Raw genomic sequence first — 13,826 nt, 5'->3', positions numbered from 1 at the left:
GCATTTTTATAAGAAAAGTACACCTTTGACCTCATTTTTTTAAAATAAAGAAGCCTATCATTTCATCTATTTGAAATCATAGGCTTCTTTTATAAAAACACTTTACTTTCTAGCTTTAATAATAAAAGTAGTCGGCACCATTCTAGCTTTATATAAGGAATAATACTTCGTAGACGGCTCAGCTAGTTCTCCATCAAACGAGCTTGATGATTCAGGCTCTTCTATTCTCTCAATTTTAAATCCCGCTCTATTTAACTCATTTATGTATGTACTTATTTTTCTCTTATATAATGTCGCTTGTACATTTTCTCCTTTAAATGTTTCAAACGTAATGGGCGTTTCCTCATGATAAGAAGACTTTATAGCAACTTCTTCTGTACCATACTGTAAACTTGAATATACTAGGTGCTCCCAACTAAAAATAAAACTTCCTCCTGGCTTTACATATGAATAAATCAGTTCCAACGTTTTTCTTAAATCTGAAGTCCAACCTAATGCATAAATGGAATATACAATATCAAAATACCCTTTCGGAATATCTCCTTCCTCTTCCATTGCTCCACATATTAACTTTGGATTCCACGACTGTAACGTTTCATGTGCCGTTTCAATTTGTGTTCTCGAAAGATCAAGTCCCCACAATTCTTCTGCGCCATGTTCCGCCATATACTGCAACGAATGTCCACTTCCACACCCAATATCAAGTACCTTTTTATCTTTAATTGAATCGAACAAATGAATCTCATCTTCAGATGCCGTATACGGTCCGTATTTCGGTAAACAATCCACTTGAAAAAATAAGGTGCAACTGTATCCCAACACTTTTTATTTAAAGCTAACATTTGCGTACCTTTCATATTTTACATTCCCCCCATCCATTTTTCTTTCTCTAATATTACTTACATATCATAACCAGATCGCCCTTTTCTCTTCGCCCGGTAGTTTTTCACTTTCGCAATCGTACCGCATGCTCTTCCTCCTTCTTCTCCAGCATACATACCGCACCATCTTTTACTTCCATTTCGCGAATGATCATAAAATACCCAGCGACAATCTGGACATGCTTTTAACCTTCCCCACACATTTTCTTGAATTGACATTAATACAATGCTTAACACTTTTGTATACACATTCTTTTCATATACTGGTTCATATGTAATACCTTTCATATCATCCTTTATATGTACATGAAATGGGTATTTCTCTAACCATTTTTGCAATGATCCTTTGCCTTCAATTGTCATCCGAATATCTTCTCGAAAACCTCTTAATTCCTCTATCCTATGAAATGGAAACTCTTCATCAAAATATTCTTTCATAAAGAGCTTTATATCTTCTTTTGTTTGCAGCAAATCAATTGGCTCTCTCGTATCGTTTGGTATTCTCCATGTATTTAAAAATTCCCGAATATATTCTAGTTCATTTGGAGCGTTTTGATTCAATTCGATCCACCTTCTTCTTAAAATTTACTTTTTTCTGACTTTATGTATAATTATAGTATAAAATAGTTAACCATCAAATAATTTTACTAGTTACATAATTAGGAGGATTTCTATGAAAGGTTTCTCAACACCGATACGTTTCATGCTTATTTCTTCATTTTTTATGTCTTTTGGGTATTTTGCAGTATACGCATTTTTAGCTATTTATCTATTAACCTTTCTTCATTTTTCTGCTGTCCAAGTAGGAACAGTGTTGACGATTATGACAATTACATCACGAGTTATCCCATTATTCTCAGGGTTAATTGCTGACAAAATAGGCTATATCATTATGATGATAGCCGGATTATTTTTAAGAGGAGTCGGATTTATCGCTTTAGGAATATGCTCTGATTTCTATACAATTTCTATTTCTTCTGCACTTATTGGCTTCGGAACTGCATTTTACGAACCTGCCGCTCGCGCTATATTTGGCTCACAGCCAGCTCATTTGAGAAAAAATTTATTTACATATTTAAACCTTAGCTTTAATTGCGGTGCAATAATCGGACCAATTGCAGGAGGATTCTTACTCTTACTCGATCCACTCTACGCTTTCTCTCTAACAGGATCTCTTATGCTGTTATTTGCTTTTATTTTTTACTTACTTAAAAATCACTTCCAAGTCACTACTGAAAACACGTCTATTACATTAGGAATACAGGTCATCTTACAAAACAAATCTTTCCTTCTGTTTTCCTTTATCATGATTTTCTTCTATATTATGTTTACTCAGCTTACTGTCGCACTTCCACTTCATATGAAAAACATTAGTAATAGCAATCAACTTGCTACACTCGTTATTACGATAAATGCGATAACAGGCGTCATATTTATGGTATTATTCCGAAAATTATTCCACAAATACAACACACTTTCGATTATTAAATACGGTGTTTTATTAATGAGTATTTCCTTTTTACTCATTCCTTTATTTCAACACCCATATTGGCTCTTTATTTGTGTAATTTTATTTACAATCGGTGAAACACTCGTATTACCTAACGCTGATATCGCTATTGCAAATTACAGTAATGAATCATATACAGCCACTTTCTTCGGATTTTATCAACTATCACTCGCATTTGGTTTTATCATTGGTAATTATACCGGTACATCTTTTACATCCAACTTAAGCGGAATGTATACACCATGGCTTATTTTTGGCGGAATAGGACTTATTGGTTTTATTTCACTACATATTTTGAATATAAAAAAAGTGGCCTCTAAAGAGGATATACACCTATGTAATACAAGCGACCTATAACGAAAAAGATTCGACCATCATATGTGACAGTCGAATCTTTTTATTGTTCATATTCAAGATGATTATGCCTTTTACAACCAAACAAATAGCACCCACCTATAAAATCCGTTTCAAATTCTAACCCTGGAACATATCCAGATTTGATACGTTCTACCATTGTTTTATAACAATTATTCTCTTCTGTATATTCCTCAACTAACTCTTTCTTATCATTTTCTGTCCAGTTTTCTTCTACTTCTTCATTCTGAACATCTTCTATATCTGCTGTTTTCGCTTCGATAGATTCCCGTATAACTTCATTTATACGGGAGAAATTATTCGTTTTATATAGAGCATACACAAATCTACCAATCCAATTAGGACTTTTCCAGCATTCTTTATATCCCTTTTCGAACCATTCAATTGCTTCTTTATAGCAATTCAATTCAACATATAAATCTGCTACATTAATTTCCCCTAAAAAATTATCAGATTCCCTGTTAAAAGTATCTAACTTCTCTTTTGCTTCTGTCGTTCGTTCTAAATCAATTAAACATTTTACATAGCTATACATGATATAGTCCGAATCCCCTGCAACTCGCAAGAAAAATTCTGAAGCTTTTTCCAGCTCTCCAAGGTTATAATGAGCTACAGCTACATTATGATATGCTTCATCTGATGGTTGAATCGAAATAGACTTTTTTAATGCTTCTTTCGCTTCTGTCCATTTTTCTTGTTTCATGTAAATGTCCCCTAAGATGTTATAGGGAAAGTATGAAGAAGGATTCAACTTAACAACTTCTTTTATTAATTCAAGAGCTTTCTTATCGTTCTCTTCCTCATAAAAGTACATCCAAGCCAGATTATTGAGAGATTGTACCCCTCTAGATTTATGTACTGCTTGTTGAAAAAGTTCCATTGCTTCCTCATATTTATTTTGTTCAAACATTTCAATTGCCCTCTCGTTAATGTTCAAATAACTACCTCCGAAGTGAATGAATTCATCTATTCCCTATCATTATTGTAAAATGTAAAAATTGTAATTCCCACAAAAAATTTCTTTCTCCTGTCTACATTTCGATTGAACTAGAAGCTAAAACACACGAATTTACAACAATAAGTAAATTTTTCAGTCTCTCTTACATTGGATATACAGCCTTTTTTAATTTACATATTATGGTACAATAAAAAGAGTACTAGCTAAACATTTACGCTCCACACTAGCAGTCTAACAATGCCAAAATCAAAAATCACATAGAATCGGAGGGGATGTTATGAAAAGGAAATTACTTGTTCTTCTATTCACCGGAATCATACTATCAGGATGTTCAACTATAGCAGAGAATTCTTTAGAAAACGGGAAAGGCAGTATGGAATTATTAACACCAACGATCACAGCAAAAGATAATGAGTTAGAAATTAAGACAGAGGGAATTGATGAAAATAAAGTAACTTTTATTTATGTTGCTAATAAAAAAGTGTTAGAACAAAAGCTAAAGAATGGTGAATCCTACAAGCTTAACATTAAAGATATCGAACACGCTCATCGGACAGACTACAAACCAAAAGTTCAACTTTTGCAAACGAAAGATGATAATGATGATGGAGAAATAGTAACCTTCAAACAAGTTAGATATACAGTTAAAAACTAATTTTAAAGTTGTTTCATTATAAATGTAACGAACGAAAATATACTTTTAACAGTAGATAAATGTAAGGGGTGCTAACATGAAAAAACGATGGATTTCTTGGTGGATTGGTAACCTATTTTGGATTATCGTTTTTGGAATATGGGCCGCTATTATTTGGTTACGAGAGGTTGATGGTGCTGGTGTTATTCAAACACCTGAAATTAAATCAATATCACTTATCGTTATATTAATCGCGTTTATCATACCGGTATTTTTTCAAGTTATATGGCTAATCATTAATTTGAGGATGAGTAGAAAAAATAATTATACGATTTAGTTTTTCAATTAACAATAAAAAAGAGAGGAATCTACATCAAAATAGATTCCTCCCTTTTACATTTGGACTTATACTGCGCTTTTAATGCAGCACTACTCCTCTTTTTTACGATGCATGTTCATCTTTCTTTTTCATTAACGCTCTTTTCTTCATCGCCTTCGTTAAATATCCACCCTTAAACGAGCGAATTTCATACGAAGACATAAACGCTTTCGGTGCAATTTCATTAATGATTTCTAAAAGCTCTTTCTCCCTAGAACGCTTTGCGACGATATCTAAGCGATAACGTATAGAATTAATACCTTCGCCCTCAAATACTGTAACGCCAAATCCAGAGTGACGTAATTCATCTACTAATTCATTACAACGGTCTAGTAAACTAACTTGATACGTAATATAACCAATTGCTAATTTATTCTCTATATAACCGCCTAATAACAGTCCCGCACTAAAGCCAATGACATAGGCAACGATGTTCATCCAATTTGATAAATCTTGAAACACAATACCTAAACTGACAATGTAAATAGCTCCTTCTAACAATCCAACACCAGCAGCGGATCTTGTTTGATTCTTTACAAGCAAAATCGTACGGATTGTTAAAATGGGAACGTAAATAATTTGAAGCACAAAAATAAGTAGCGCTTGTAACATTGGTATCCACCTCTTTCAAAAAGTCTTTTGTCATAATAACATACATAACCTTTAGAAATCGATGGGTTTTTTAAAAATTTTTATTATTTTTCATAGTATTGAAAAACACAAAAAAGAAGCGTATTATATTTGTCGTTAATTTGGTTACTTGTATCAAATTACTAAAATAAAAAAGGAACCCGATTAGGTCCCTTTCATCATAGCTCTATGTTTTTCGAAGCATGTTCCCTTTGCTTCTCTTCTTCTTTCACTAACTGCATATTTGCATACGCTAAATTTGCAATCATTAAAAAGTGACCACCTAAAATACCTGTACCGAATGCCCACATTTCCATCTCATGCTCAATTTCATACATGATGATAGCTCCTAAAATAGCAGCTGCAAATCGGTTTAAAACTCCTAATCCAGGAGCCTTTTCCTTCATTACGATACTTTTTCCGAGTTTCTCCACTCTGCGAGCTAATAACCAAAGACAATAGGCGCTTACTGCTAATCCAATACCGAACCCTGTCACTTGTTTTCCAAACGGAGTAATCGTCCACATAAGTAGTAAACCACTAAAGATCACATACAATTGTAATCGATATACACGTAAGGCTTCTTGAATCAAAATATCCGCTCCTAAGTTCTCATTTTTTGTACTTTTAGAAGAAAAGCAGCAACTTACACAGTTGCTGCTTTCTCTTCTTCTTGTTCTTGTTCCATCTTACGAATTTCAACACGTTTAATTTGGTAAGCGTCTTTTTCTAACACTTTAAATTCATAACCTTCCGCCTCAACGTGTTGTCCTTCTTCGATTTCATGATTTTGCATCATAATCCATCCACCGATTGTATCCACATCATCTTCTTCGATGTGTAATCCAAATAAATCTTTCACTTCTGAGATAAGCACTTTTCCATCAACAATGATATGTTGCTCGTTTACATGTTGGATTGGTGGTGCTTCATCTTCATCATATTCGTCACGAATTTCGCCTACGATTTCCTCCAAGATATCTTCAAGCGTTACAATTCCGGCTGTTCCTCCGTACTCATCATATAAAACAGCCATCGGAATTCGCTTCTTCTGCATTTGAAGTAATAAATCGTGAATTGGAGTCGTTTCCATCACTTCAATAATCGGACGCATATACGAGCGAATAGATGATAAATCTTTTTGATCCTCGGTCATATATCGAATAAAGAAATCTTTTACGTTGACCATACCGATAATATCATCTTTATCTTCTCCAAAAATCGGATAACGTGTGTATCGCTCATTTTGGATTACTTTCATGTGTTCTTCTACTGAATCTTCCAGGTAGAAACCAACGATTTCTGTTCGCGGTACCATAATCTCTTTTGCAATTCGATTATCAAATTCAAAAATGTTATTTACATACTTGTATTCAGCTTGATTAATTTCGCCACTTTCATAGCTATCTGAAAGGATAAGACGTAATTCTTCTTCTGTATGAGCTACTTCATGTTCTGAAGCTGGCTTTAAACCGAATAAACCAGTTATCACACGTGCTGAACCGTTCAATACCCAAATAAATGGATACATTACTTTATAGAACATCATTAATGGACCTGCCAATAATAACGTTACCCTTTCAGCCTTTTGAATTGCCATCGTTTTCGGAGCTAATTCCCCTACTACAACGTGTAAATACGTCATAATCATAAAAGCAAGACCAAATGTTAATACTGATGAAATAGAAGGATTTAAGTTCCATTTCTCAAATAACGGGTGTAATAACTTTTCGATTGTCGGTTCACCTAACCAACCTAATCCCATAGCTGTAACTGTAATACCTAATTGACAAGCAGATAAATATTCATCTAAATTTGTTGTTACCTTTTTCGCTGCTAAAGCACCGCGTTTTCCTTCCGCAACAAGCTGATCGATACGACTTGAACGTATCTTTACAATCGCAAACTCTGCTGCTACGAAAAATCCAGTAAATGCGATTAAAATCGCAACCATGACTAAATTAAATATTTCCAATGAATCCCCTTAGTTAAAAAACTAAGGTGTCCACCTCCTGTATACTATAATGTTTTCTTATTTGTTTGTTAGAAAACATAGCCCGATACAAAAATTAAAGAGGTCGGATTTCACTTATTCTATAATAATAGAGCAAGTGTCTGTATTAAAGCTGTCGTTTGACCAGATAAAGATTTCGATATTTTTTCACGTTGTGAATCAGTCAATCCATCTAAAAGCGGCTTTAACTCAGTAAGTTCCACTTCTAATTGATGAATATGGTCTGTCACTTCATTCACTTGTTTCGAAACGTGTTCATTGATACCGAGCAGCTTCTTCTTCTCCTCGATTTTCTCTTTAATCTCACAAAGCGGCATATGCATTTCTTTGCACTTCTCAATAAATTGTAATGTCTCAAATGCTGTTTCGTCGTAATAGCGATAATTAGATTGAGATCGCTCCGCTTTTAAGATACCTAGATTCGTATAATAATCAATCGTTCGTTTCGACACGTGAGCCATGAGAGCCAACTGTCCGATTCGATACACCTTCCCAACGATCTTCCCCCCTTGTTTATATTACTTACATCATACAACACATAAACTGTACAGTCAAACGTGACGGTTTATTATTCACAATTTATACAAAATTCCAATCTCCTCCTATGATGATTCAATACGAGAAATCTACACTTATACAATAAAATTACTAAACTACTACCTAATCACTACATTGTCTGCCACTTTTAACCTTTCTTATTTAAAAGCATATCCTACTAATAATGATTGCTTGTATAGGAGGGAATTAATATGAAAAAGACAATCATTTCTCATTTTTATAATGAAGAATACCTACTTCCATGGTGGCTTATGCATCACACGAAAATATTCGATCACGGCATTTTAATTAATAGAGGGTCTACAGATCGTTCCGTAGAGATTTGTAAACTATTAGCACCCCACTGGGAAGTACGAAATTCAAGATTTCTTGAGTTTGATCCAACTAATACTGATATTGAAGTGATGGAAATTGAAAGAGAAGTTTCAGGTTGGAAAATCGTTTTAAATACTACTGAATTCTTTTGTTGTAATAATACTGAAGAATTTTTTTCATCTCTTCATACACTAGGCCAAAACATGTATGCGATTAGAATGATTTTAATGATAGATAATCATAATTATAATTATTCAAAGCCTAGATATTCTATCCCCTTAGTAGAACAGCGATACCACGGTGTCTTCCCTTATAACCCAAATCTCGGATGTGCTTGGAGATTTATTCACAATCATCTAGACGGTGCATATTTACCTGGTAGACATCATTCGCGACACGGATATATAATTTATGACTATCCTTCATTTATTTTAAAATTTTATTTTAGCCCTTGGAATGAACAATCAAAGGCAAGAAAATTACAAATTACACCTACCCTTTCAAAAAGGGGTGTTCAAATGGGACTTCAAACACATTACGGTCAATCTCCTGAAGTACTGGACATACGTTTTTTAGAGCTTAGTAACCTAACACAAGACCTCCGTCATAACCCTGAATATCAAGAATTATTTCCAAAATTCAAACCGTAATATTTTCTGCATCGTCATCACCTCAAACATTTTCATTCACTTAATCAAAAACAATTTCATTTGCATAAAACATGAATACTGTATAAATAATAAATTTTTATTTTAGGAGGAAAAAATGAAAGCTGTTATTCTTGCTGGTGGGTACGGTACAAGAATTGGGGAAGAAACACATTTAAAACCGAAACCTATGATTGAAATTGGAACAAAACCCATTCTATGGCACATTATGAGTTTGTATAGTCATTACGGGATTACTGAGTTTATTATTTGCTTAGGCTATAAAGGATATGCAATTAAAGAGTTCTTTCTAAATTACAACTTACACATGTCTGATTTCACAATACAGTTAAACGATAATACAATTACTAGCCATTCTCATCGTGTAGAACCATGGAAAGTTACACTAATCGATACTGGTGTAAATACCGAAACGGGTGGCCGAGTGAAAAAGATTCAAAATTATGTCGGAGACGAACCTTTCTGCCTCACTTATGGTGATGGATTAAGTAATGTAAATATAAAAGAACTTATTACATTCCATAAAAAACATGGAAAAATAGCTACTGTTACTGCCGTACAACCTCCTGGTAGATTTGGTTCTCTCATATTAGATAAACAGTCTGTAACATCTTTTCAAGAAAAACCATTAGGTGATGGCGGATGGGTTAACGGTGGATTTTTCGTTTTAAATCCTGAAGTTTTCAATTACATTAGTGGAGATAAGTCTGTTTTTGAAACAGACACTTTAGTTCAGTTAGTAAACAAAAATGAATTGGCCGCATATCAACATTCTGGTTTTTGGCATCCGATGGATACATTGCGCGATAAAAATAAATTAGTCGAGCTATGGGAAAGTAATAACGCTCCGTGGAAGGTTTGGTAATATGGCTTCATCATCTTTTTGGAATAAGAAAAAAGTATTTATTACGGGACATACTGGATTTAAAGGCTCCTGGCTCACCCTTTTCTTAAGTTCTTTAGGTGCAGAAGTAGTAGGCTTTTCTTCTCATCCCCCATCCATTCCTAACATTTTTGAACAAGGTAACGTAGCAAAAGAGTGCACGACAATGAAAGGCGATATTACAGATTACCATTCTTTATTTCATGCCATGAAGCAGCATAAACCTGACATAATATTTCATTTAGCAGCTCAGCCAATCGTAACCGCTTCATACAAAAATCCTATCGATACATTCAAAACGAATGTTTTAGGTACTGTCCACGTGCTAGAAGCAGCAAAGTCCGTCGAAAGCGTACGTGCCATTATTAATGTGACAAGCGATAAATGTTATGAGAATGACGGTAGTGGCGACCGAGCGTTCGTGGAAAATGACCGACTAGGAGGTTTCGACCCTTATAGCGCTAGTAAAGCTTGCGCTGAAATAGTAGCAACATCCTATCAAAAATCATTCTTCCGTACTAATACACAGAAACTCGCCTCAGTCAGAGCTGGTAACGTCATCGGCGGTGGTGATTGGGCAGAAGATCGATTATTCCCTGATATCATTCGGGCATATTTGCACAATCATACTTTGTGTATTCGAAACAAATATGCCGTCCGTCCGTGGCAACATGTTTTAGATCCTCTACATGGCTATATCCTTTTAGCTGAGAAACTTTGGAATGATGCTAAATATGCAGAAGCGTGGAATTTCGGCCCGATGAATGAACATAACAGAACCGTTCATGATGTCATTGAATCTGTAATAAAATTATGGAATAACCCACTAACAATCATTTCCTCCTCTACAAATACTCCTTATGAATCACCTGTTTTAACACTCGATAGTACAAAAGCAGTAAACAAACTCGGCTGGACTCCTAAGTTATCAACAGATGATGCTATCGCTTGGACTGTTGATTGGTACAAAAAATATGCATCTGGTGAAAATATAGAATCTTTCACACGACAACAAATCGATGCATTCAAAAATTTATAAGGGGGCTATAAAATGGAACAGAAAAAATGCCGTTTTTGCCACTCATTACTAAGCAACACTTTTTTAGATTTGGGCGTTTCCCCTCTTGCTAATTCATTTGTAGCTCCTGAAAGCTCATATAAAATGGAACCTTTTTATCCGCTGCACACATTTGTTTGTAACTCTTGTTTACTCGTACAGCTAGATGAATTTGAATCTCCTCAAAATATTTTTCATAACTATTTATACTTCAGCTCTTACTCCTCAAGTTGGCTACTACACGCTAAACAATATGTAGAAATGGCGATTAAGCGTTTCAACTTAACGAAACATTCAAAAGTGATTGAAATCGCAAGTAACGATGGGTACTTATTACAATACTTTAAAAAAGAAAATATCGAGACATTGGGAATTGAACCCGCGAAAAACGTAGCAGAAATTGCTATCAAAAAAGGAATTCCTACTCATGTGAATTTTTTCAGTAATGACTTAGCAAAAAAATTGCCACAAGCTGATTTAATCGTCGCAAATAACGTATTAGCACACGTTCCAAACTTGCATGATTTTGTTGCCGGTTTAAAAACGTTATTAAAACAAGATGGCACGATAACAATTGAATTCCCACACTTATTAAACCTCATATCCTTTAAACAGTTCGATACTATCTACCATGAGCACTTTTCCTACTTCTCACTTATAAGCCTTCAAAAAGTTTTAAGTTATCATCATTTACAAATTGTTGATGTAGAAGAACTTTCAACGCATGGTGGTTCATTACGTATTTTTGTAAACCATCTAAGTGCCCAATCAACTATCCATTCCAATGTTACAAAATTAATTCAAAAAGAAGTCGACCACGGGTTAGATACTTTAGAGTGCTATCTCCTTTTTTCTAAACGCATCGAACAATTGAAAATAAATATTTTAAAGTTTTTTATTGAAGCGAAAGCTTTAAACAAACAAATTATCGGTTACGGTGCTCCAGCTAAGGGAAACACCCTTTTGAATTATTGCGGGATAGGTAAAGAATTTCTAGCTTATACAGTAGATAAAAATCCTCACAAACAAAATCTCCTTTTACCAGGAACTCGTATTCCAATAAAATCTCCAGCAGAAATTAAACGTACAAAACCGGATTACATTTTCATACTTCCTTGGAATTTGAAAGACGAAATTATGAAAGAATGCTCTTTCATTCGTGAATGGGGCGGTAAATTTTTAGTGACGGTTCCAGAAGTTGAGGTAATCGAGCCATGAAGAAAGTTGTTGTAACAGGTGGTAGTGGCTGGATAGGTAAATATGTTGTACATTCACTTATACAAAAGGGATATGAAGTGCACGCCACGTATAATAAAAATAAACCCTCTCACCTCCCTTGCCATTGGCATAAAGTAAACTTGCTTCGCGATGACGAAGTAAAACAATTCATTTACGACGTTCAGCCAAGCCATCTCATTCACCTTGCTTGGGAAGCAGTGCCACCAGCATGCTATGTATCTATTAATAATTACTATTGGCTAAAGTCTAGTATTTCATTGATTCAACACTTCACAACATGCGGCGGAAAGCGTGTTGTCGTTGCAGGTACTGGCGCAGAATACGAATGGTTTAACGGCGTATTATTTGAAGATTCACCGCTCCTTTCCTATAAAACCCCATATTCTTTATGTAAAAATGCACTGCACTCCTGGCTAGAAACGTATGCACAACAAACAGGCCTCAGCATGTGTTGGGGCCGCATTTTTCATATATATGGCCCTCACGAACAAGGTAATCGGCTCGTTTCTAACATTATCACTTCCTTATTAAAAAACGAGGAAGCACTATGTACACATGGAAAACAATCGAGAGATTTCCTCCATGTGAGTGACGTCGCTGACGCTCTCGTAACAATATTAGAACACGGCGTTACAGGCACCATCAATATCGCTTCTGGTCAATCTGTACAAATTAAAGAGTTAGCTTCTATCATTGCTAAAAAGATAAGAAAAGAACATTTAATTAAACTAGGTGCAATCCCTTTCTCTAAAGATGAACCTTTATTTGTCGGGGTTAATGTAGAACGTTTAAAAACTGAAGTAAACTGGAAACCAACATACGATCTAAATACAGGAATTGAAGAAACAATTTTATGGTGGAAATCATTTATACAAAAACATAACGATATGCATCATTAAAACGTAAATCCTTCGTTCCTCTCGCTAATTCCTTATACCATTCTTCTAATCTTTCCGGCATAACAATATGATGCGTACCCATTCCCCCATGCTTACTAGCTTCAGAAAGAGTCGGACCAATTTGTAATTTTCTCTTTCTCATCGCATCGTTCCACGGACTAAACCCAAACCATAATATACAGGCAAGAGGTGGATAAATCATCGATTCATGCGCAGATAAATGTCTTCCAACCGTATAACTTCCATGCTCATGATTATGAATAAATCTACCTCTTCTCCATAGTCTCCACTCCTCTGGTAAATAACCATGAAACCGCTGTTTCATTAAAGGTATTCCAAAGTTAAGGTCCGAATAGTTGTAGTTAGGATCATCAACCATAATAAGCCCGTCCAGCCAATACATCCTCCCCCCCAATTCATTTAGCGATTTCCAAAACTGATTTTTATCTTGCACGCAAAGAAACTCAGTCGTATTTAAAATCATTTTCCATCCTTGTACTTCTTGTTCTATCCTCATCACTTCATGATCTGTCGCATATGCATCAAACTCTGGATTTACAGAATCTCGCACCTCCCAATGCGGTGCGAATTTTTTACAAATCTCAACGGAACGATCTGTTGAACCTTTATTAATTAAAATACCATGATCAAAAAGTTTCGTATGATGCATAAGCCACCATGGCAATAAATACTCTTCATTGTAAAAATGTGAAATAACGGTTGTAGTTATAATAATCTCCTCCTCTTTCTCTATTAATCTACTTTTTATCCTACAACCAATATACTCATAAGCAAAAATATGTTTCCTAATTATTGATCAAATATT

Annotated in this window: 15 protein-coding genes and 1 pseudogene; 8 read left to right on the top strand and 8 right to left on the bottom strand. The window is 34.8% G+C overall.

From position 1 onward, the window contains the following. Positions 1–102: 102 nt before the first annotated feature. Positions 103–857: pseudogene (locus HMPREF1014_RS08085) on the bottom strand (class I SAM-dependent methyltransferase). 42 nt (positions 858–899) lie between these two features. Further along, positions 900–1,442, bottom strand: coding sequence for a CGNR zinc finger domain-containing protein (locus HMPREF1014_RS08080; RefSeq protein WP_001072940.1), 543 nt, complete (start codon positions 1,440–1,442; stop codon positions 900–902). Between the two features lie 112 nt (positions 1,443–1,554). Here HMPREF1014_RS08080 and HMPREF1014_RS08075 point away from each other — a divergent pair, with 112 nt between their 5' ends. After that, positions 1,555–2,748, top strand: a complete 1,194-nt coding sequence (locus tag HMPREF1014_RS08075; protein ID WP_000675759.1) for an MDR family MFS transporter — start codon at positions 1,555–1,557, stop codon at positions 2,746–2,748. A 40-nt stretch (positions 2,749–2,788) separates the two neighbouring features. Here HMPREF1014_RS08075 and HMPREF1014_RS08070 read toward each other — a convergent pair whose 3' ends face one another. After that, positions 2,789–3,703 (bottom strand): tetratricopeptide repeat protein, encoded by a 915-nt coding sequence (locus HMPREF1014_RS08070; protein WP_001024486.1) that lies wholly within the window; start codon positions 3,701–3,703, stop codon positions 2,789–2,791. 298 nt (positions 3,704–4,001) lie between these two features. Between HMPREF1014_RS08070 and HMPREF1014_RS08065 the strand changes: the two genes are divergently transcribed. Beyond that, positions 4,002–4,379: a hypothetical protein gene (locus HMPREF1014_RS08065; RefSeq protein ID WP_000823780.1), complete on the top strand. Its 378-nt coding sequence runs from the start codon at positions 4,002–4,004 to the stop codon at positions 4,377–4,379. A gap of 76 nt (positions 4,380–4,455) precedes the next feature. Further along, entirely contained in the window at positions 4,456–4,695 is a 240-nt protein-coding gene (locus HMPREF1014_RS08060) for a DUF3923 family protein (protein WP_000747695.1), read from the top strand. 105 nt (positions 4,696–4,800) lie between these two features. Here the strand turns inward: HMPREF1014_RS08060 and HMPREF1014_RS08055 are convergent, their stop codons facing one another. From HMPREF1014_RS08055 to HMPREF1014_RS08040, 4 genes are all read right to left on the bottom strand, one after another. Then, positions 4,801–5,349, bottom strand: coding sequence for a DUF2179 domain-containing protein (locus HMPREF1014_RS08055; protein WP_000938438.1), 549 nt, complete (start codon positions 5,347–5,349; stop codon positions 4,801–4,803). A 197-nt stretch (positions 5,350–5,546) separates the two neighbouring features. Further along, positions 5,547–5,960, bottom strand: coding sequence for an ATP synthase subunit I (locus tag HMPREF1014_RS08050; protein WP_000613876.1), 414 nt, complete (start codon positions 5,958–5,960; stop codon positions 5,547–5,549). Between the two features lie 53 nt (positions 5,961–6,013). Continuing rightward, positions 6,014–7,342: a hemolysin family protein gene (locus tag HMPREF1014_RS08045; RefSeq protein WP_000402258.1), complete on the bottom strand. Its 1,329-nt coding sequence runs from the start codon at positions 7,340–7,342 to the stop codon at positions 6,014–6,016. A gap of 119 nt (positions 7,343–7,461) precedes the next feature. Beyond that, positions 7,462–7,869, bottom strand: a complete 408-nt coding sequence (locus HMPREF1014_RS08040) for a MerR family transcriptional regulator (RefSeq protein ID WP_000285635.1) — start codon at positions 7,867–7,869, stop codon at positions 7,462–7,464. A 261-nt stretch (positions 7,870–8,130) separates the two neighbouring features. On the opposite strand from HMPREF1014_RS08040, the gene HMPREF1014_RS08035 reads away from it, so the two are divergent. From HMPREF1014_RS08035 to HMPREF1014_RS08015, 5 genes are all read left to right on the top strand, one after another. Further along, positions 8,131–8,904, top strand: coding sequence for a glycosyltransferase family 2 protein (locus HMPREF1014_RS08035; protein WP_000750973.1), 774 nt, complete (start codon positions 8,131–8,133; stop codon positions 8,902–8,904). A 115-nt stretch (positions 8,905–9,019) separates the two neighbouring features. Beyond that, positions 9,020–9,787 carry a glucose-1-phosphate cytidylyltransferase gene (gene rfbF / locus HMPREF1014_RS08030; RefSeq protein WP_000648802.1) on the top strand — a complete coding sequence of 256 codons (768 nt, stop codon included), beginning with the start codon at positions 9,020–9,022 and terminating at the stop codon, positions 9,785–9,787. A gap of 1 nt (position 9,788) precedes the next feature. Further along, a complete protein-coding gene (gene rfbG / locus HMPREF1014_RS08025) occupies positions 9,789–10,844 on the top strand; it encodes a CDP-glucose 4,6-dehydratase (RefSeq protein WP_000168656.1) in 1,056 nt (351 codons plus the stop codon). A gap of 12 nt (positions 10,845–10,856) precedes the next feature. Further along, entirely contained in the window at positions 10,857–12,080 is a 1,224-nt protein-coding gene (locus tag HMPREF1014_RS08020) for a class I SAM-dependent methyltransferase (protein WP_000435746.1), read from the top strand. Continuing rightward, on the top strand, positions 12,077–13,000 hold the full coding sequence (locus HMPREF1014_RS08015) for an NAD-dependent epimerase/dehydratase family protein (RefSeq protein WP_000758369.1): 924 nt from the start codon (positions 12,077–12,079) through the stop codon (positions 12,998–13,000). The genes HMPREF1014_RS08020 and HMPREF1014_RS08015 overlap by 4 nt, the downstream gene beginning before the upstream one ends. On the opposite strand, the gene HMPREF1014_RS08010 is transcribed toward HMPREF1014_RS08015, so the two are convergent. Further along, positions 12,969–13,769: a glycosyltransferase family 2 protein gene (locus HMPREF1014_RS08010; protein WP_084796633.1), complete on the bottom strand. Its 801-nt coding sequence runs from the start codon at positions 13,767–13,769 to the stop codon at positions 12,969–12,971. The genes HMPREF1014_RS08015 and HMPREF1014_RS08010 overlap by 32 nt on opposite strands. Positions 13,770–13,826 lie beyond the last annotated feature (57 nt).

Origin of the sequence: Bacillus sp. 7_6_55CFAA_CT2, assembly GCF_000238655.1 — a bacterium.
GTDB lineage: Bacteria > Bacillota > Bacilli > Bacillales > Bacillaceae_G > Bacillus_A > Bacillus_A cereus.
This window is presented reverse-complemented; position numbering and strand designations above follow the sequence as displayed.

Bases quoted from the DNA above. Each gene is read 5' to 3' on its own strand.
- HMPREF1014_RS08075 (WP_000675759.1), top strand. From the start codon at position 1,555: ATGAAAGGTTTCTCAACACCGATACGTTTCATGCTTATTTCTTCATTT.
- HMPREF1014_RS08065 (WP_000823780.1), top strand. From the start codon at position 4,002: ATGAAAAGGAAATTACTTGTTCTTCTATTCACCGGAATCATACTATCA.
- HMPREF1014_RS08060 (WP_000747695.1), top strand. From the start codon at position 4,456: ATGAAAAAACGATGGATTTCTTGGTGGATTGGTAACCTATTTTGGATT.
- HMPREF1014_RS08055 (WP_000938438.1), bottom strand. From the start codon at position 5,349: ATGTTACAAGCGCTACTTATTTTTGTGCTTCAAATTATTTACGTTCCC.
- HMPREF1014_RS08035 (WP_000750973.1), top strand. From the start codon at position 8,131: ATGAAAAAGACAATCATTTCTCATTTTTATAATGAAGAATACCTACTT.
- rfbF (WP_000648802.1), top strand. From the start codon at position 9,020: ATGAAAGCTGTTATTCTTGCTGGTGGGTACGGTACAAGAATTGGGGAA.
- rfbG (WP_000168656.1), top strand. From the start codon at position 9,789: ATGGCTTCATCATCTTTTTGGAATAAGAAAAAAGTATTTATTACGGGA.
- HMPREF1014_RS08020 (WP_000435746.1), top strand. From the start codon at position 10,857: ATGGAACAGAAAAAATGCCGTTTTTGCCACTCATTACTAAGCAACACT.
- HMPREF1014_RS08015 (WP_000758369.1), top strand. From the start codon at position 12,077: ATGAAGAAAGTTGTTGTAACAGGTGGTAGTGGCTGGATAGGTAAATAT.